This window comes from Terriglobus aquaticus (genome assembly GCF_025685415.1).
GTDB lineage: Bacteria > Acidobacteriota > Terriglobia > Terriglobales > Acidobacteriaceae > Terriglobus > Terriglobus aquaticus.
The window spans coordinates 2,920,060-2,938,118 of sequence record NZ_JAGSYB010000001.1; the positions used below are offsets into that span (position 1 = coordinate 2,920,060).

Annotated in this window: 16 protein-coding genes; 5 read left to right on the forward strand and 11 right to left on the reverse strand. The window is 64.4% G+C overall.

Translation table 11 applies throughout. The annotated features are described in order from the left end of the window. Positions 1-43: 43 nt before the first annotated feature. Positions 44-1,684, forward strand: coding sequence for a M28 family peptidase (locus OHL12_RS12155; protein WP_263414083.1), 1,641 nt, complete (start codon positions 44-46; stop codon positions 1,682-1,684). 57 nt (positions 1,685-1,741) lie between these two features. On the opposite strand, the gene OHL12_RS12160 is transcribed toward OHL12_RS12155, so the two are convergent. Then, positions 1,742-2,101, reverse strand: a complete 360-nt coding sequence (locus OHL12_RS12160) for a hypothetical protein (RefSeq protein WP_263414084.1) — start codon at positions 2,099-2,101, stop codon at positions 1,742-1,744. 112 nt (positions 2,102-2,213) lie between these two features. Here OHL12_RS12160 and OHL12_RS12165 point away from each other — a divergent pair, with 112 nt between their 5' ends. After that, positions 2,214-3,149 (forward strand): AraC family transcriptional regulator, encoded by a 936-nt coding sequence (locus tag OHL12_RS12165; RefSeq protein ID WP_263414085.1) that lies wholly within the window; start codon positions 2,214-2,216, stop codon positions 3,147-3,149. Here OHL12_RS12165 and OHL12_RS12170 read toward each other — a convergent pair. From OHL12_RS12170 to OHL12_RS12180, 3 genes are all read right to left on the reverse strand, one after another. Next, the gene (locus tag OHL12_RS12170) at positions 3,146-3,973 is read right to left on the reverse strand and encodes a fumarylacetoacetate hydrolase family protein (protein WP_263414086.1); all 828 of its coding nucleotides are present in this window, start codon (positions 3,971-3,973) and stop codon (positions 3,146-3,148) included. The two genes, OHL12_RS12165 and OHL12_RS12170, sit on opposite strands and share 4 nt — an antisense overlap. Before the next feature lie 101 nt (positions 3,974-4,074). Beyond that, complete coding sequence (locus OHL12_RS12175) at positions 4,075-6,087, reverse strand: YjhG/YagF family D-xylonate dehydratase (RefSeq protein ID WP_317889819.1); 2,013 nt, start codon at positions 6,085-6,087, stop codon at positions 4,075-4,077. Next, the gene (locus OHL12_RS12180) at positions 6,080-7,357 is read right to left on the reverse strand and encodes an MFS transporter (RefSeq protein ID WP_263414087.1); all 1,278 of its coding nucleotides are present in this window, start codon (positions 7,355-7,357) and stop codon (positions 6,080-6,082) included. The genes OHL12_RS12175 and OHL12_RS12180 overlap by 8 nt, the downstream gene beginning before the upstream one ends. Positions 7,358-7,663: 306 nt before the next feature. Here OHL12_RS12180 and OHL12_RS12185 point away from each other — a divergent pair, with 306 nt between their 5' ends. Further along, positions 7,664-8,560, forward strand: coding sequence for an SDR family oxidoreductase (locus OHL12_RS12185; RefSeq protein ID WP_263414088.1), 897 nt, complete (start codon positions 7,664-7,666; stop codon positions 8,558-8,560). 86 nt (positions 8,561-8,646) lie between these two features. Here the strand turns inward: OHL12_RS12185 and OHL12_RS12190 are convergent, their stop codons facing one another. Together OHL12_RS12190 and OHL12_RS12195 are read right to left on the reverse strand one after the other, a co-directional pair. Further along, positions 8,647-9,159: a DUF4142 domain-containing protein gene (locus OHL12_RS12190; RefSeq protein ID WP_263414089.1), complete on the reverse strand. Its 513-nt coding sequence runs from the start codon at positions 9,157-9,159 to the stop codon at positions 8,647-8,649. A gap of 119 nt (positions 9,160-9,278) precedes the next feature. After that, on the reverse strand, positions 9,279-10,640 hold the full coding sequence (locus tag OHL12_RS12195; RefSeq protein ID WP_263414090.1) for an Hsp70 family protein: 1,362 nt from the start codon (positions 10,638-10,640) through the stop codon (positions 9,279-9,281). Positions 10,641-10,756: 116 nt separating this feature from the next. On the opposite strand from OHL12_RS12195, the gene OHL12_RS12200 reads away from it, so the two are divergent. Continuing rightward, positions 10,757-11,638 (forward strand): creatininase family protein, encoded by an 882-nt coding sequence (locus OHL12_RS12200; RefSeq protein ID WP_263414091.1) that lies wholly within the window; start codon positions 10,757-10,759, stop codon positions 11,636-11,638. Positions 11,639-11,709: 71 nt separating this feature from the next. Here OHL12_RS12200 and purK read toward each other — a convergent pair whose 3' ends face one another. The 3 genes from purK to OHL12_RS12215 are packed head-to-tail and all read right to left on the reverse strand — an operon-like array spanning position 11,710 to position 14,297. Continuing rightward, the gene (gene purK, locus OHL12_RS12205) at positions 11,710-12,924 is read right to left on the reverse strand and encodes a 5-(carboxyamino)imidazole ribonucleotide synthase (RefSeq protein WP_263414092.1); all 1,215 of its coding nucleotides are present in this window, start codon (positions 12,922-12,924) and stop codon (positions 11,710-11,712) included. After that, a complete protein-coding gene (purE, locus tag OHL12_RS12210; RefSeq protein WP_263414093.1) occupies positions 12,921-13,466 on the reverse strand; it encodes a 5-(carboxyamino)imidazole ribonucleotide mutase in 546 nt (181 codons plus the stop codon). The genes purK and purE overlap by 4 nt, the downstream gene beginning before the upstream one ends. A gap of 51 nt (positions 13,467-13,517) precedes the next feature. Next, a complete protein-coding gene (locus OHL12_RS12215; RefSeq protein ID WP_263414094.1) occupies positions 13,518-14,297 on the reverse strand; it encodes a VOC family protein in 780 nt (259 codons plus the stop codon). A gap of 217 nt (positions 14,298-14,514) precedes the next feature. Between OHL12_RS12215 and OHL12_RS12220 the strand changes: the two genes are divergently transcribed. Continuing rightward, positions 14,515-15,597, forward strand: a complete 1,083-nt coding sequence (locus tag OHL12_RS12220) for a serine hydrolase domain-containing protein (RefSeq protein WP_263414095.1) — start codon at positions 14,515-14,517, stop codon at positions 15,595-15,597. A 131-nt stretch (positions 15,598-15,728) separates the two neighbouring features. Here the strand turns inward: OHL12_RS12220 and OHL12_RS12225 are convergent, their stop codons facing one another. Both OHL12_RS12225 and ampH read right to left on the reverse strand, forming a co-directional pair. Further along, on the reverse strand, positions 15,729-16,271 hold the full coding sequence (locus OHL12_RS12225; RefSeq protein WP_263414096.1) for a DUF4142 domain-containing protein: 543 nt from the start codon (positions 16,269-16,271) through the stop codon (positions 15,729-15,731). A gap of 257 nt (positions 16,272-16,528) precedes the next feature. Further along, the gene (ampH, locus tag OHL12_RS12230; RefSeq protein WP_263414097.1) at positions 16,529-17,905 is read right to left on the reverse strand and encodes a D-alanyl-D-alanine-carboxypeptidase/endopeptidase AmpH; all 1,377 of its coding nucleotides are present in this window, start codon (positions 17,903-17,905) and stop codon (positions 16,529-16,531) included. Positions 17,906-18,059 lie beyond the last annotated feature (154 nt).

The window sequence follows — 18,059 nt, forward strand, 5'->3', positions numbered from 1 at the left end:
CTCTGCTCCAATCTGACCCCGTTACAGAAAGCGAGATCCACAGATGCATCGCAGTAAGCAGAAGCTCTTTCGCACCGTGTGTGCGGCAGCCATCGTCTTGAGCAGCGCAACGGCGCAGCAGGACAGCGCCGGCGGTGACCGGGTTGACCTGAATGCACTGACCGCGATCAAGCGCGAAGCGTTCAACCGGTCGCAGGCAATGGAGAGCCTGTACTACATCAGTGAGGTCTACGGCCCGCGGGTAAACAACAGCCGCAACCATCGCGCCGCAGCCGAATGGGCCATGCAGCAGATGAAGGCGTGGGGCCTGCAGAATGTGCATCTGGAGCAGTGGGGACCGTTCGGCAACGGCTGGCAGATCAAGAAGTACTACGGCGCGCTCGAGTCGCCCGCGTACGCTTCGCTCATCGGCTTTCCGCTGGCGTGGACGCCCGGCACGGACGGCCCCGTGACTGGCGACGTGGTGCTGGCGCCCATCCGCGGACCGCAAGACTTTGCAAAGTGGAAGGGCAAGCTGCGCGGCAAGATCGTCCTGCTCGCCGAGCCCAAGGTCATCGAGATGCACACGACGGTCGAGGCGCATCGCCTCTCCGACGAGGAGATTCAGCAGCGCACGCTCACGCCCGATCCGGCGCACATGAACCGCTTCGGACCACCAGCTAGCGCAGTGCCCAATCCCAACCAGGCCTTCAGCACAGCCGCGCCTTCAGGCATGGTGTTGCGCAACCAGATCAACCAGTTCCTGAAGGACGAAGGCGTCCTGGTCGGTGTGAACTACGGCTACAACGGTGACGGCGGAACGGTGTTCGCTAGCTACGGCGGATCGCAGAACCCCAACGATCCCGTCGGGCCGCCGCTGGTCGCGATCACGCCGGAGCAGTACAACCGCATCGCTCGGCTGGTGCAGCACAACGCCGCGCCCAAGCTCACCTTCGACATTCAGGTGGAGTACCAGAAGGACGACCTGATGGGGTTCAACGTGATCGGAGAAATTCCGGGCACGACGAAGAAGGATGAAGTCGTGATGCTGGGCGGTCACTTCGATAGCTGGCAGGGCGGCACCGGAGCCACCGACAACGGCACGGGTTCGGCCGTGGCCCTGGAAGCGATGCGTGTGCTCGCAACGATGCACAAGCCCATGGCGCGCACCGTGCGCGTGGCGCTGTGGGGCGGCGAAGAGGAAGGCCTGTATGGCTCGCTGGCGTACGTGCAGAAGCACTTCGCCCCGCGCGACACCATGAAGCAGACGCCCGAGTACGCGAAATTCGATGTGTACTTCAACGACGACTCAGGCTCGGGCCGCTTCCGCGCCGTGCAGGCGTTGGGTAACGACCAGCTCGCGGCCATCTTCCGCTCGTGGATCGCACCCATTCGCGATCTCGGCATTGAGGCAGTCACCGGTGTTACGGCCGGCCCGACCGTAGCGCCCGGCGGCACGGACTCGACCAGCTTTTCCTACATCGGCCTGGACGGCATCGGCTTCATGCAGGACCCGCTGGAGTACGGCACGCGCACACACCACAGCAACATGGACCTGTACGACCGCGTGCAGGCCGGGGATGTGGAACAGGGTGCGGCGATCGAAGCCTGGTTCGCCTACAACGCCGCAACCCGGCCGGAGATGCTGCCGCGCATGGAGACCCCAGCGCCGCTGCCACCCAAGAGCACGGTAGGCATGCAGTAAACGCTTCACATCCGCGAGCGACAACGGGCCGAGAAATCGGCCCGTTTTGCTTGCTCCCTACAGCTTCCAGAACCCGGCCAGTTGTGTCAGCCGATTCGATTCTTCGTCGAAGCGCCCATAGCTGAACCCGTTCACCAGCGGCGCGTCGTCGCGGTCAAACAGTGTCCACGACGCCAGCAACTGTCCGTGCTGCTGCCGCAATACATTGCTGCGGAAGTAGCAGCCTGGGTATTGCTTTTGGAAGTCCTGAACGTGCGCGATCATGCTCTCGATGCCTTGGCCTCCCGAGTCAGGATTCGAGAAAGCGATGTCGTCGGACAAGGTAGTGCGTAGCAACTCGGCGCAGCGCTCAGCCGGCACGTCGGACCATGCGTCCTGGTAGGTTTTCCAAATCTGCTGCAGTGCTTCGTCGGTCATTGTGATCTCCTTCGCGTGGTGCTTTTTCCCGCGCACGGTTCACTCTAGGCCGGCACTCCGCAGAGATCGATAACGCCGACGCCGAAGTTCTTTATCGATCATCCAAAGCTGCGTGGGTGCGTTTGTTGATCTTGTCTCGCTGCTGCGGCCCCGTGCCACACTGTGGTCCCGTGTGGAGGCGACTGCAAACTGGAGCCTGCAATTTCACGCGCACAACGACCTGCTCTTCTGCCGCGTAGAGCGCGGCGCGTGCGAACTTGCCCTGCCAGACGCTCACCCGATTTCGCTTCAGCAGGACAGCTTTGTCCTGGTTCGGACTTCGACGCCGTTTCGCTTGCAATCGGGGCCGGGAGTGGAAGCAGTGAACAGTGAAGCGCTCATCACCGGTGCCGGCGCAGTCGCGCAGCTTGGTTCAGGCGAGGGTCCAAGCGCGGTCTTGGCGGGAGGCAAGTTCGTCTTCGACACTGCGAACGAGGATCTGCTAACCGGCCTGCTGCCGCAGGTGGTCCATTTAAGTGCAACCAACACGGCATCGACACAGGTGCGCGCCCTGCTCGCGATGAACCAGTCGGAGTCAGAGAGGCGCAGCGCCGGCAGCGACTTCGTCATCGCGCGGCTCATGGAACTCACGCTGATTGAGATCCTGCGCAGTGGCGCCTTTGGCGCGGCACAGCATCAGCGTGGTCTGCTGGCCGGCCTGTCCGATCCGGTTACGGCACGCGCACTGAATGCGATGCACGACGACGTCGCCCACGCATGGACCACGGCGGAACTGGCACGCCTGTGTGGCTCGTCGCGGTCGTCCTTCGCGGCGCGATTCACCAGAGTGATTGGCGTGGGCCCGATCGAGTATCTACAGCATTGGCGCATCGCGCTCGCCAAAGATGAACTACGACGCGGCGTTCACACCATCGGCGAGATCGCGCTAAGCATTGGCTTTCAGTCTGGAAGTGCTTTCAGCACCGCCTTCACACGAGCTGTGGGCTGCTCTCCGCGAAGCTTCGCAGAGAGCGGTAGCCGAGGTCCGCGAAAGTTGTCGAACGGCTAGGCAACGGTGTTGCGCAGCGTGCCTATGGGGTCGATCGTGATCTCGACCACATCTCCGCTTTGCAACGTAAAGTCATCTGCTGGAACAATGCCGGTTCCGGTCAGCAACAGAGCACCGGCTGGGAAGCTGTTGTCGCGGTACAGGTAGCCGACCAGCTCCTGCGGGTCACGCTTCAACTCGGCCAGGGTGGTCTCGCCTTGGAACGCCGGCTCGCCAGCGCGCGTGATGGTGAGCCGGATGGCGGTCGACTTCGCCAGCGGCTCCGGCGAGAGCAGAACGCGCGGCCCAATCGAGCAGGAGCCGTCGTACACCTTGGCCTGCGGCAGGTACAGCGGGTTCTCGCCTTCAATGTCGCGCGAACTCATGTCGTTGCCGATGGTGTAGCCGACGATCTCGCCTTTGGGATTGATGACGAGCGTCAGCTCCGGCTCGGGCACCGACCATTTCGCATCGCTTCGAACGCGCACGTTGCCACCCGGCGCGATCACGCGGCGCGCTGTGGCCTTGAAGAACAACTCGGGACGCTCGGCCTCGTACACGCGGTCGTAGAAGGTTCCGCCGCCGGCGTCTTTTGACTCCTCGATACGCGCGCTGCGACTGCGAAAGTAGGTGACACCCGCAGCCCACACCTCCTGCGACCCGATGGGCGCCAGCAGAGCTTCGTCGGTGGGCGCGGTCACCACGGGCCCGCTGATCGCCGCCGCACACAGCGCTGGCAGATCGTCGCTGGTCAACACGTCATCCCAGGACCCGACGCCCAGCGTGTAAAAGGTCGAATCATCTTCGGTCAACAGAATGCCGCGACGTGTGTTGTAGAGCTTCATGCCTGTTGGATGCTCCTCTTCCGTCAGAATCGAATCTTTGCCGTTCCATGGTGTTGCGACGCGCGAGACGGCGTGTTGAGGCGCGCGCGTGCTTCACGCAATCACGTGCTGCGCTCGCTCGCCAGACGGGTGAAGATTGCGTCGGCGTCGTACACGCACCCGCCCCACACACCGCCAGAAGCCTGCACCAGTGCCGCCCATAGCCGCGTGTCATCGGGCAGATCGGGGTGCGGCGCCAGGTCCTCGCGCGGCTGCCGGGCAGCCAGCACACGCTCACCCTCCTCGGCATCGAACCGCACCACATCTCCATCCCGGAGTTCGCCCAGCAGATGCACCTCGCCGTGCAGCGCCTTGCGGTCGATCGTGATGCCTATGACATCGCCGTCGCGCACCCGGCCAATCGGGCCGCCGGCCAGTGCCTCGGGCGAGATGTGACCGATGCACGCGCCCGTGGAAACGCCGGAGAAGCGCGCATCGGTCAGCACCGCGATGTCCCGGCAGAACGGCAGTGCTTTGAGGGCAGAGGTGACCTGGTAGATCTCCTGCATGCCGGCGCCCAGCGGTCCGCCACAGATGAGCACCAGCACATCGCCCGATTGCACCGCGCCGCGCTTGATCGCGTCGATCGCCGTGGCCTCCGTGAGGAACACGCGCGCCGGGCCCGTGTGGCGGTACACGTTATCCGCGTCCACCAGGGTGGGGTCGATTGACGTGCTCTTGATCACGCTGCCCTCCGGCGCCAGGTTGCCGACCGGAAAACATACCGTCGAGGTCAGGCCCCGGGCCCGCGCGCGGTCGGGCGTGAAGATCACGTCGTCCGCATCGAAGCCGTCCAGGTCCAGCAGCCGTTGGCGCATCGCGGAGCGCCGCTCGCTTGCCTGCCACCAGTCCAGATTCTCGCCCAGGGTGGCTCCGCTGACAGTTCTCACAGACGTATCCAACAGGCCGGCATCGCGCAGGTGCAGCATCACCTCTGGCACGGCGCCCGCCAGGAAGACCTGCACCGTGGCAAAGCCGCGCGGTCCGTTGGGCAGAGCATCCACCAGTCGCGGCACTTCGCGGTTCACCTCGGTCCAGTCCGCAACGGACGGCCGCGGCAAGCCCGCCGCGTGCGCAATGGCCGGGATGTGCAGCAGGAGGTTCGTCGAGCCACCAAAGGCCGCGTGCAGCACCATGGCGTTGCGCACCGCGGCAGGCGTGAGGATGTCGCGCGTTCCCCAGCCCATGCCCGAGAGCCGCAGCAGCGCACGCGCAGACCGCGCCGCAGCGTCGAGCCACACCGGCTGGCCGCTGGGTGCCAGCGCCGTGTGCGGCAGTGCCAGGCCCAGCGCCTCCGCGACCACCTGCGACGTGGCAGCCGTGCCCAGGAACTGGCAACCGCCGCCCGGGCTCGCACAGGCGCGACAACCCGCGTCGGCGGCGTAGTCCAGCGTGATCTCGCCCTGGGCGTAGCGCGCGCCGATGGTCTGCACCTTGCCGGCATCTTCGGCAGCGTGGCCGGGGATCGGCTCGGGCAGCAGCGTCACACCTCCGGGGACAAGAACGCCGGGCAGGAGGCCGCCACTGGCCAACGCCATCAGCATCGCCGGCAGGCCTTTGTCGCACGTGGCAATGCCCAGAACGCCGCGCCGCGTGGGCAGCGATCGCATCAGCCGGCGCAACACCATCGCCGCGTCGTTGCGGTACGGCAACGAGTCGAGCATGCCCGTGGTGCCCTGCGTGCGGCCGTCGCATGGGTCGGTGCAGGCCGCCGCAAACGGTACCGCGTGGCGGTTGCGCAGTTCGCGCGCCGCCTCCGCCACCAGCAGACCGACCTCCCAGTGCCCGGTATGCAGACCCAGAGCAATGGGAGTGCCGTCCGCCGCGCGCAGGCCGCCATGCGTGCTCAGGATCAGGAATTCGGGATCGGCAAGCCGCTGCGGCTCCCACCCCATACCTGCGTTCTGGGAGAGGCCAAACAGGTTTCCGGACGGTTCGGTTCGCAGCATCTCCGGCGTGATCGGCAACACGCCTTCCGGGCCGCGCGCGTGCGTCGCCGTGGCGGCGTACAGGCCGACTTCACTCTCCAGCACGGAGCGGAGATCGCTTTGCACTGCAAAGTGCGGCTCAGGCAAGATCGGCCTCCGGCGCCAGCGCGCTCGCGGTTTCTGCGATGCGGGCCTTCCCTAACAACGGCAGCAAAGCCTGCAGCACGCCCGCCGCGACCAGGGCCAGTGCCATCAGCAACAGGCCCGCCCGCTGGCTGTGCGTCACCGCCTGCAGCCAGCCGACCAAGTAGCTGCCGGCAAACCCGCCCAGGGCGCCCACACTGTTGACCATGGCAAACACTTCTCCTGTGACGGCCGCCGGCACTCGTTCCGGGATGATGCTGAAAAACGGCCCATACGGAGCGTACATGCATCCGCCCGCCACCACCATGCAGACAAACGCAAGGGCGAAGCTTTGCGACACAAAGTACACCGAGGCCAGCAGCGCGCCGCCGCCCAGCAGCAGCAACGGCCAGATGAACGCGATGCGCTGCCCCGACCGATCGGACCGGTGCGACACGATCAGCATCAACACCACTGCCAGCACATACGGCACAGCCGTTAGCAGGCCCGTTTGCCCCATGCCCAGGCCGGCGCCGCGCCGGACCATGGTGGGCAGCCACAGCACAAATCCGTAGGCGCCCAGGCTCCAGCAGAAGAACTGCAGGCTCAGCAGTAAGACATCCGCCCGCAACAGAACCCGTACAAGCGAGGTATCACCGGGCAGACTCGCCGGCCGGTCGGCCGCAATGGCTGCCTCCAGCGCGGAAGCTTCTTCCCGCGCCATCCACGGCGCGTAGTTGGGTGCGTCGCGCATCAGCAGCACCCACACAAACGCCCAAAGCAGCGCCGGAAGACCTTCGTACACAAACGTCCGCTGCCAGCCGAAACGCTGGATCAGGTAGCCGGTGATCGCGGACATCCAGAGCACCGTCAGGGGATTGCCCAGGATCAGCACGGTGTTGGCGCGCGACCGCTCGGCGCGGGTGAACCAGCGCGTGAGCAGGAGCAGCATGGCCGGGAAGACAACGCTCTCTGCAACGCCAAGCAGAAGCCGGTCCACCGCAAGCCACGCAAAGCTGCGGATCACTCCGGTGAGCGCCGCCAACACGCCCCACATCAGCAGGGCGACAAACACCAGCCGCGTGGGGCTCACGCGACGCACCCACAACATGCCCGGAATCTGAAAGGCGAAGTAGCCCAGGAAGAACAGCGCGCTCAGCAGCGCGGTGCGGCTCTCGGTAATGCCTAACGTGTGCGCCAGCCCGGCCGCCGCGCCAAACCCGAAGTTGGCGCGATCCAGGTAAGCCAGGCTGTAGGTGCCGAAGAACAACGGCAGCAGAAAACCTCGACGCACACCCGCCCCCAAACATGATTCGTCCGCGCAGCAGAATCTCTACCGGGCAGAGGACGCCATGGTACCCGTGCGCGCGCAGATCTGGCCGATGGAGATCGCGGAGGCGACGACAGCACCGGCCACAAGCCGCGGAACGGCCCGAGTTCGCGCACGCTGCACATAGCTTCTGCAAGGCTGCGAGCGCTGCGTTCAGGGGATCGCAACCAGGGCGGCATCTTTCGCCACGGCAACCCCGAGCAACACACCTTCCGAATAGTGCCGCATCACACAAGACGCGTACCGAAGCACACCTGCACAAGGAGCACCATGCCAACCGATCTGATCACGCCCCAGGACCCGCGCTCGCAGTATCCTGGTCCCCCGTCCGAAGTCGAACTTCAGGCCGCACCCGCCACGCAACAGCAGATGAGCGAAAAGCCAGACTGCGGCGAGCTGTCATACAAGGGCTCCGGCAAACTTGCCGGCCGCAAGGCTCTGCTCACCGGCGCCGATTCCGGCATCGGCCGCGCCGCCGCGATCGCGTTTGCCCGCGAAGGCGCAGACGTCGCCATCTGTTACCTGCCCGCGGAGCAGGCCGACGCGGAAGAGGTCGCGAACTACATTCGAGAGGCCGGCCGTAAGGCGGTTCTGTTGCCCGGCGACATCTCGCACGAGGGCTTCTGTCAGCGGCTCGTCTCCGACGCGGTCGATCAGCTTGGCGGCCTCGACATCCTGGTGAACAATGCCGGCAAGATGGGCAAGACCGAAGGCATTCTGGCCACCAGCACCGAGCGCTTCGACAGCCTGATGAAGACCAACGTCTACTCGCTGTTCTGGATCACCAAGGCCGCGCTGCCGCACCTGAAGCCCGGCGCCTCCATCATCAACACGACCAGCATCCAGGGCTACGATCCTTCGCCCAACATCTTCGACTACGCCATGACCAAGGCGGCGATTGCTAACTTCACCAAGGGCCTGAGTCAGCCGCTGATGGAAGAGCACGGCGTCCGCATCAACGCAGTTGCGCCCGGACCCATCTGGACGCCGCTGCAGGAGGCGGACGGCTCAGAAGAGAAGCTGAAGAAGCTGGGCAGCAAGACACCCTACAAGCGGCCCGGACAGCCCGTGGAACTGGCACCCGTGTATGTCCTGCTGGCATCGCAGGAGGGCAGCTACATCACCGGTGAGATCTATGGCGTGACCGGCGGCATGGGCGTCGCCTAAGCGAGGCGCAACAAGAGGGCCACGCGATCGCGTGGCCCTCTTCCTTTTCACTACACTTCAGGTTCACCCCGGCATTGCTGGAACGCCTACTGGATGCCCATCTTGCCCGCAAGGGCGTCGATCATCTTGGTGTGCGATTCCATCACGGTACCCGCGTGCGCGGACAGTTGCTTCATCTCGGCATTCTGCGTGGTGTCGTGCTCGGTCTTGGCCTTGGTCGTGTCGCTATGGTGATCGCTGACCATGCTCTTCACGTATTCCTTATCGAAGGTGTCGCCCGACAGCACCTTCAGCTTCACGTAGGTCGCGTCCGACGAGATGCTCGGCGTGGTCGGCAGGGTCACGCCAGCCTTTGTGGCAACCGGCTTCTCGCCCGCGTACAGGGCCTTGTGGTCGGTGATCATCTTCTGCGCGAACTCGCGAATCTGCGGATTCTTTGTTGTCTTCAGCGCCAGTTCGGCGGCCTTGATTTCACCCAGGTTGTCGCCGGCGGAGTCCTTCAGAAACGTCTTGTCTTTGTCAGAGAATCCCTGGGCAAACACGCTGGTGGCAGCGGTGGCTGCAAGCGCGGTGGCGAGTGCTGCGGCGTAGAGCTTCATGGTGTCGTTCTCCTTCAACCTCGCCAAACTTGGATGCATTCCGCGCAAAAAACGCAGGCAGCGCATCGCAATTGTTGGCAGACGAAGAAGGGATACCCTCTGCCACAGCCAAGCTTGCTTTAGCCAAGCTCCGCTCGCGCCAGTTGCGCCAGGCCGTGCGCCACGCTGGTGAACACCTCGCCCTGCTCCATGCGTGCGCCAGGAAAGCCGGCCGTGAAGACCCGCCGAACCGCAGGCACAAGCGACGTTCCGCCTGTAAGGAACACGTGCCCCACATCGCCGGCCGTAGCACCTGCTTCCTGCAACAAGGCGTCCAGGCTGGCCTGGATGCGGCCGAGCTCCGGGGCGATCCACTCCTCGAACTCTCCGCGCGTGATCTGAACCCGCACATCCAGCCCTTCTTCGCGGAAGACGAATTCGGTGCTGTCGCTACGCGAAAGTTCGACCTTTGCGCGCTGCACCGCGCCGTGAAGACGGTAGCCCAGGTCGCGCTGCACCAGCGTTCGCAGCGCGGCGATCTTCTCGGGCTCGGCCGCACGCATCTCCGCTGTGCGCAGCAACTCCATGGTCTGCCGCGTCTGCAGAAACGAGAGCAGGTGCCAACGCTCCAAGCTCGTGTAGATCCATGCCGGTAACGCGGGGATGCGCTTGTCCGGCACACCGGGCAGAGCGCGTTCGACCGAGCCGAAGCCGAACGCCGGCGCTACGGCATAGCGCACGATGCGCGCGTCGAACGCGTCGCCCGCCAGTCCTACACCGGTGCTCCGCAGAACGGTGTGCCGCTCACCCGCTGCACCCATCCGCACCAGCGTGAAGTCCGTGGTACCACCACCGAAGTCACCCACCAGCAGCAGATCGCCGTTCCCTGCTCTCTGCGCGGCAGTATCCTCGGCGGCTGCGTTGCCAGCCAGCCGCGCGGCATAGCTGTGTGCCGCGCCCACCGGCTCCAGCGCAAACTGCACATCTGTCCACCCGGCCTGCAGGAACGCGGCACGCAGGCGCTCTTCAGCAAACGCGTTGTCATCTTCCGTGTCGGCATTCACAAACCAGACGGGCCGCCCTGCCACGGCGCGCGTCACCTCGATGCCGAACGCTTCACTCGCCCGCACTCGCAGGTCACCCAGCATCTTTGCCAGCAGATCTTCCATGCGATAGTGCCGACCGAAGATCTCGGTCCCGGTGAATGAGCGCGCGGCAAGATAGCTCTTCAACGACTGGATGAGACGGCCCTGCACGTCATCGTCAAACGGGTCGTGCTCCAGGTGCCTCGCAATGGCCTCAGGCCCGCTCCACACGCGCACCGGTTTGCCCGGCCTGGTGCTCTGCCGCTGCAGATAGAGCAACGAACGCGACGAAGCCGTCAGTCCACCCGGTGCCGCGAACTGCGCAAACCTGACCGACCCATCCGCCGCAGCCAACGCAACCGAGCTGTTCGTGGTTCCAAAATCGATGCCGACCGCAGGTGTGTTCGTGCCTTGCAAAACACCTCTAAGCCTATCGCGTTCAACGATCCCACCGCGTGCCAGAGTCACCCGCGCCACAGCCAACACGGGCCGTCCTCTACAATCATGGGCGTTCGCCGACCGAGGATCCGACCATGCCTTCACGCTTCCGCCTTGCCGCTCTCTGCCTTGCCCTGCTCAGCTTGAGCAGGAGCGCCGCTACCGCCCAGGCCCTGTCATCGCAGTGGGAAGAGCTGACCGCGCCCGACTTCGTCAAGGCCATTCACCAGGCACAGGGCGTGTGCGTTTTGCCCTTCGGCATCATCGAGAAGCACGGTCCGCAACTCCCCTTGGGCACCGACCTGCTCGACGTCAGGTTTGCCGTAAAGAACGCCACCGCGCAGGAGTATGCGGTCGTGTTTCCGCCGTACTACTTCGGCCAGATCTTCGAGGCGCAACAGCAGCCCGGAACCGTGGCCTACAGCCTCTCCACCCAACTGACCCTGCTGCAGGAGACCGTGAAGGAGATGGCGCGCAACGGCTGCAAAAAGGTTGCGATCGCGAACGGCCACGGCGGCAACCAGAGCCTGCTTCCCCTGTTCGCGCAGAGCCAATTGGCCACGGCACGCGATTACGTGGTGTACGTGATCGACCTGCCGCAACGCAATGCACCGGGGCGGCCGGCGCAGAAGACGACCATCGACATGCACGCCGGCGAGACCGAAACCTCGGAGATGCTGATTGCACGGCCCGACCTGGTGCACCTGGACCGCGCCACCAGCCAGTCTGGCGCGGATCAGCACCACCTGCACCTGCCATCGTCCGTGTACACCGGCATCTGGTGGTACGCCAGGTTCCCGGAGCACTATGCGGGTGACGGATCGGCCGCGACGAAGGAACTGGGCGCATTTGACCAGAAGAACTGGTCGCGCACGATCGCAGAAGGCCTGCGCGCGATCAAGGCTGACTCAGACAGCCTCCGCCTGCAGAACGAGTTCTACGAAAAGGCGCAGCACCCGCTCGATACGAAACAGTAGCGAATCGCCGCTCGGAAAACACAAGGGGCACACGCGTCGTGTGCCCCTTCTGCTGTTTCAGACTCCTCTCGCTACAGGGCTGCCTTGGCCCGCAGCACCCGCTCGCGTGCTTCCTCGGCGGTGGCACCGACCGCGCTCAGGTGCCCCATCTTGCGGCCCTTGCGTGGCTTCAACTTTTCGTACAGGGTCACGCGCACCGTAGGCACCTCCAGCGCGGCATCGAAGCGCGGCTCGCGCTCGGAGCCGTCCGCATCGAGCCACACGTCGCCCAGCAGATTCGCAATGGCCGTGGGCTGCACCAGCGACACGTCGCCCAGCGGCAGGTCGCACGCGGCACGCACTGCCTGCTCAAACTGGCTGGTCACGCAGGCGCGCTCGGAGCCGTGATAGCTGTTGTGCGGCCGCGGCGCCAACTCATTCACAAGCAGTTGCCCGTCGCGCGTCACGAACATCTCCACCGCCAACAAACCCTGCAATGCAAAGGCGTCCGCAATGCCGCGCGCAATCTCCTCTGCCTGCGCGCTCAACTCCGGCGAGACGGACGCGGGGATCACGCTCCAGCTCAGAATCTGGTTCTCGTGGAAGTTTTCCGCCGGTGGGTACACCCTCACTTCACCGCGTGGCGAACGCGCTACCATCACGCTGATTTCCTTCTGCAGGTCCAGCGCGCGTTCCACGATGCAGGGCGCGGCGCCCACGTCCTGCCACGCCTCGGCAATGGCAGCGGCATCGACAGCCGCTCCGCCGAACCCGAGCTTTGCCTGCCCACGGCCGTCGTAGCCGCCGTGCGCGGACTTCGCGAACACGGGCCCGTCCAGATCGCGCACCGCCGTGGCGAGTTCCTCCTGCGAGTGCGCCGCGCGAAACGGCCCTACCGGAAATCCGTGCCGAGCCAGCCACTGCTTCTGCTCCACGCGATCCTGAATGATCGCCAGCATGGCTCCGCCCGGTCGCACCGGCGCCCAGCGCGCGGCCTCTTCCAGGCTTGAAATGGAAACCTGCTCAATCTCCAGCGTCACAGCCGAACACTCACGCGCCAGGTTCGCCGCGGCCCAGCGATCATTCCACCCAGCTTCGATCACCGTGTCGGCGATGTAGCCCGCCGGGCAGGCCGGGTCGGGGTCCAGCACGTGAACTTTGTATCCCATGCTGCGGGCTGCAATGCCCATCATGCGGCCAAGCTGGCCACCGCCGAAAATACCCAGCGTCGAACCCGGCAGAGCGGGCCCGCTGATCTTGCTTTGGAGGTCGTCCGGATCAAACGTGCGCTTCTGCGAATCGCTCATGCGGTGGCTACAGGTGCTTTCTGTTCGTGGTCAGGAGTTTCATCCAGGCTGAGCGTTTCCGCCAGGACAGATTGCTCACGGCTCTTGCGCCACTCGACAAGCCTCGTCGCGAGCGCCTCGTCGTTGGACGCCAGCATGGCCACCGCGAACAGCCCGGCGTTCACCGCGCCCGCCTCGCCGATCGCGAACGTCGCCACCGGAACGCCCTTGGGCATCTGCACAATGCTCAGCAGCGCGTCCATGCCCTGCAGCGTGGTGGCGTTCACCGGTACGCCGAGCACTGGCACAACTGTCTTCGCGGCCAGCATGCCCGGCAGGTGCGCAGCGCCGCCCGCGCCCGCGATGATGGCCCGCAGACCGCGGCCGTGCGCGGCTTCCGCATACTCAAATAGCAGGTCTGGCGTGCGATGCGCGCTGACCACGCGAGCTTCGAACGGAACACCGAACTCGTGAAGAATGCGAGCGGCGGCGCTCAGGGTCTTCCAGTCGCTCTTCGATCCCATGACCACGCCCACCTGGGGCGCAGCGCTTGTGTCGTGCATTGGCAAAGTATACGAGGGACGCTGGCGAAGACGTGTGAACTGGCCCTTCCCTCAGCGAGTTTGCGAGTGCAGTGCGAACAGCGCGCCTTGAGGGTCTTTTCCGATGGCGACCCACGTGCCTCCCGGAACCTCGTGCGGACCCATCAGGACGCTCCCACCACCCCCGTTGATCCGCCCGACCGCTGCATCGATCCCGTCGACACTGATGTAGTACAGCCAGTAGGTCGGCATACCCTTTTCGTGCGGTCCCTTGCGCAGGCTGCCACCTGTCTCGCGGCTGTCGTTGCTGGTGAACGTCTGGTAGACCCCGTGCTCACCCATGTCCATCGCGTTGACTTTATCCCAGCCAAACTGCTTCACGTAGAAGTCAAGATTCTTCTCGTCGTTGCTGTGCAGCTCACACCAGCTCACACTGCCGGCGACCCACGATTCGGGCCTGGGCGGAGCGTCGGTGCGGCCCGGCTGCAACAGGTTGAACACGCCACCCTCCGGGTCTGCCACGGCCGCGATGCGACCCACGTCCGGAAGGTCCAGCGGGCCGAACTTCACGCTGCCTCCCGCTTCGGTTACCGCCTTTGCGGTCTCGTCACAGTTCTGCGTGTGGATGTACCCGGTCCAGTTGGGAGGCATGCCCGGCGGCACCGTGGGAGGCATGCTCATGATGCCCACCACTCCGCGATCGCCGACACTGCCCACCAAATACTCCGTACCGTTCGCCGAGCCCGGGAAGGGTTCCACCTTCCAGCCCACAACATCGCTGTAGAACTTCGCGGCGCCCTTGGGGTCGCTGGTCATCAGCTCATACCAGATCCAATCCTTCTTCGCGGCCATGCGGCCCTCCTTTAAACCAAACAAACGGCACAGCCACTCTAACGCTTGCAGAGGCGCCAGACACACCTTCTCCTATGAAAAAGAGCGACGGTCCGCCTTCCGGCCTCGTCTCTCGTTACGCATCAGCGGTGACTCCGTTGTCGTTCAGATCGATCGGAACTGTCGGTCCTCCGTATCCGTATGGGCCTGTAACAGATCGCCCGCCGGAGCAATCCCGATGAACCGTCGCAACTTTGTGGCTACAGCCGGAGCAGCAGCGACCGCCCTGCTACCCAGGGGAGCCTTCGCCCGTTCGTTATCGCCGCTCCAGCCGCTCATCACCGCCAGCGGCTTCTGTGGAACTGCGCTGGTCGCACGCGGCAGCGCCATTCTGCTGCATCAGGGCTTTGGGCCGGCCGAACGTAACTTTCAAACACCGTGTCGGCCCGACACTCGCTACCGGATCGCTTCCATCACCAAGCTCTTTACTGCCACACTGATCGTCCAGTTGGCAGGAGAGGGCAAGCTCGATCTGGACAGGACCATCGGCACTTATCTGCCGCAGTACCCGGGACCCGCACGGGACCGCTCAACCTTGAGGCAGCTCCTTCACCACACATCAGGAATCGAGAACTTCGACAAAGGACTCACCAGTTTTGCGGGAGCCCAGCGGTCCGGGATGCCGGCGTATCAAATGCCGCACAGCACGGACGATCTGCTTAACCTGTTCGCAAGCGGAGCGCTTGCCCACCAGCCAGGTTCCGTCTTCGACTACAACAACGCCGATTTCATCATCCTGGGCAAAATCATCGAGGCCGTGGAGTTGAGCAGTTTCGATCAGATCCTGCAGCGGCGCATCTGCCAGCCGCTTGGGCTGACAGCCACAGGCTTGTTTCCCTCCCGTCATATTCAGCCCGCGTTGGCATCGACCTACTACCGCGATACCGGCCAACCGCTCGGCAACGATCTTCCCGTTTATGCCGAAAATTGGTACGCCGCCGGGGGCATGACATCTACCACCGCGGACGTTCTCAAGTTTGCGCAGGCACTGTTCCACGGCAATCTCATCCCGGGGCCTGCACTGGCAGAATTGCTGACGCCGGGCCTGGAGGACTATGGCTTCGGCCTCTGGATCGGGACACTGGAGGCGAACGGGAGAAAATATCACTTCGCGCAACGCCCAGGACGGATCATGGGAGCGAACACGCTGCTGTTGCAACTGCTGGATGAGCCTCTCACCGTTATCCTGCTCGGCAACACCAATCTGACCGACACCGACCGCCTCGGCTTCGACATCGCTAAGCAGGTCCTGACCAGCTAAAGAGCACTCGCAGCAGGCGAATCGCCGCGGGTGCGGCACGTCCATCCACACTAAGCACCGCAGTGTTTTTGCGAGCAAGAGAAACGCGCCCGTTGCGGGCGCGTTTCCTTCCTTCCCAGGACAACTCTGAATTACATGCCGGCTGCAGACGATCCGCCGTTCATCATCTTCACGGCCTTGTCCGCCATCATGGTGTGCTGCGCAACTACCTTCTCGCCCTTGGCGACGACCTTCTTGAACTTCGGATCGGTCGTGGTGCTCTCTTCCTGCTTGAACAGATCCAGCGCCTTGTGGTGATCCATGTCCATCGCGGTCATGTAGGTCTTATCGAAGTCGGCGCCGCTCATCTGGCTCAGTGCGTCGTACTTCTGCTGGTGATCGCTATCCAGCTGCGTCACCGGCGTCACGCCCATCTGGTCGGCAAAGGGCTTCATCTCGGTTTCCAGCTGGGTGTGATCGGCGATCATCTTCTGCGCGTACGCCTTCACGCGCGGGTTGCTGCCCTTGTCCGCGGCAAGCTGGCTGAACTTGATCTCGGTGTAGTCGCTCTGCGACGCCGTCTGGATAAACGTCTTGTCCGCATCGGCGGAGCTGGCCGGGGTCTGTGCAAAGGCACCCGCTGCGCTCACAGCAGCGCAACAAACGGCGGTAGCGCAAATCATCTTGATCTTCATCAATCTTCTCCTTGCGTGATCCTGGGCGCTCTCAGCGGCGCGATCACGTTCCACGACATGGGAGTGGCGAACACACATGGGTTGTTGCACGTGGTACCGCGTCACTGCACGCCAAGATCTTGCGCGCTGGGTGGCATGTGTATGCGGTAGAAACTTTTCACAGCAAAGCTGCGCGACGTAACCACCCGCCGCGTAAGCCGTGCTCCATACAACGAAAGCATCGCAAGCGCGTAGTTACATTCCATTCACAGCTTGAGCTAACGACGGCGACCCAGGCGCGGCTTACGCAAGACATGCGCTGCGCCACCGGCTTTGGCCGGAGAGCGTCGCGCAGCCGCCTGCGCACGCGGCAGTCTGCGCACGGGCTCATGCGTCAGCGCCGTCGCACGCGGAGCGCGGCCTCCATGAACCCGGGCAACCCTTGCCGGTGCCGGAGCTGCATCCCGAGCCTCTTCCAGATCTTCGGCGGTGCGCTCACGCTCGGGGTCATTCGGGTCGACCGGCACCGGCGGCAGACCACACAGCATGAGCAGCAGATCATTCGCCTCGCGGAACATGTTGCCGCCCGCACTACGGCGGCTCTGCATCCGAGCGATGAAGATGCCGGCATGATGCGCGGGGTTCAACGCCACATACGTCTGGAAGCCCGCGCCGCCACCTGTCTTCTGCACAATGCGCGAATCGCCGTACTCACGATTGATCTCGACCCATCCCAGGCCGATGCCGGTCGGCACGCCAGCATGCCCCAGTCCCTGCACGCTGCGCAGATCGGCCGGGTCCACATACATCGCGGTCGACATGCCGTTCTGGTGCACCGGTACGCCCGGCAGGCCCAGGAAGTACCGCATCAGCCGCGCCATGTCGCGCGGCGTGGAGTACATGCCACCCGATCCGGCGGCGGCTTCCGTATCGGTGCACTGGCTCGGTTCGCGCTCGCTGCTCATCAGCCGCGTGCACTGCTCTGAGGTCGGCGAAAGCGTGGTGTCGCGCAGGGCCAGAGGCTGCACCGTCTTTTCGCGAAACAGTTCCGCATAGCTCTTGTCCGTCGCCTGGCTCAGCGCGTCGGCCAGCAGATCAAAGCCGATGTTGGAATAGTGCGCAGCCGTCCCGGGTGACGTGCGATACCGGAAGCCCGGCAGCCACTGCCAACGGTACTGAAAGTCCGGGAACGTGAAGTGCGCCGCGCCAACCGGCGGGTACGCGATCTCACGCGGCAGGCCGCCCGTGTGCGTCGCCAGGTCACCCAGTGTCAACGCCCGGTCCACCGGTCCGTGGACGGTCATGCTGGGCACGGTCACACCCTCGGGAGCGAACTTCTCCAGGGGATCGGTGAACGCGACCGTATGCGCTGCGACCAGTTTGGCCAGTACATCGGTGGTTAGGATCTTCGTGATCGAACAGAGCCGCACCAGGGTATCCGGCGTTGGTTGGTCCTTGCTGTTGTAGGCGACCTTGCCGAACGAGGCCATCCAAACATCGCCGTCCCGTACAACCACCACAACCATGCCGGTGGAGTTGGTGCGGCGAAAGATCTGCTCCGCCACCGCCTGCGCGCTGCCCAGCGGCGGCTCTGCCGCACGGGTCGCCGCCTCGCCGGCAGGTTGCGCAGAACGAAGGTGCGCGGCAGAACTCACAGAGGCCCACAGCAGTGGGCACAGCAACAAGGCAGATCGCGAAGAAAGCAAGTACCATCTCAACGCGCGGGTGGTTCCCGCGCCGTCTTTTACAGTAGCGGCTTTCCGAAGGGTGACAGGTATCTGCCGCGGCACCCACAGCTCTTAACGGGCG

Bases quoted from the DNA above. Each gene is read 5' to 3' on its own strand.
- OHL12_RS12155 (WP_263414083.1), top strand. From the start codon at position 44: ATGCATCGCAGTAAGCAGAAGCTCTTTCGCACCGTGTGTGCGGCAGCC.
- OHL12_RS12160 (WP_263414084.1), bottom strand. From the start codon at position 2,101: ATGACCGACGAAGCACTGCAGCAGATTTGGAAAACCTACCAGGACGCA.
- OHL12_RS12170 (WP_263414086.1), bottom strand. From the start codon at position 3,973: ATGAAGCTCTACAACACACGTCGCGGCATTCTGTTGACCGAAGATGAT.
- OHL12_RS12185 (WP_263414088.1), top strand. From the start codon at position 7,664: ATGCCAACCGATCTGATCACGCCCCAGGACCCGCGCTCGCAGTATCCT.
- OHL12_RS12190 (WP_263414089.1), bottom strand. From the start codon at position 9,159: ATGAAGCTCTACGCCGCAGCACTCGCCACCGCGCTTGCAGCCACCGCT.
- OHL12_RS12200 (WP_263414091.1), top strand. From the start codon at position 10,757: ATGCCTTCACGCTTCCGCCTTGCCGCTCTCTGCCTTGCCCTGCTCAGC.
- purK (WP_263414092.1), bottom strand. From the start codon at position 12,924: ATGAGCGATTCGCAGAAGCGCACGTTTGATCCGGACGACCTCCAAAGC.
- purE (WP_263414093.1), bottom strand. From the start codon at position 13,466: ATGCACGACACAAGCGCTGCGCCCCAGGTGGGCGTGGTCATGGGATCG.
- OHL12_RS12215 (WP_263414094.1), bottom strand. From the start codon at position 14,297: ATGGCCGCGAAGAAGGATTGGATCTGGTATGAGCTGATGACCAGCGAC.
- OHL12_RS12220 (WP_263414095.1), top strand. From the start codon at position 14,515: ATGAACCGTCGCAACTTTGTGGCTACAGCCGGAGCAGCAGCGACCGCC.
- OHL12_RS12225 (WP_263414096.1), bottom strand. From the start codon at position 16,271: ATGAAGATCAAGATGATTTGCGCTACCGCCGTTTGTTGCGCTGCTGTG.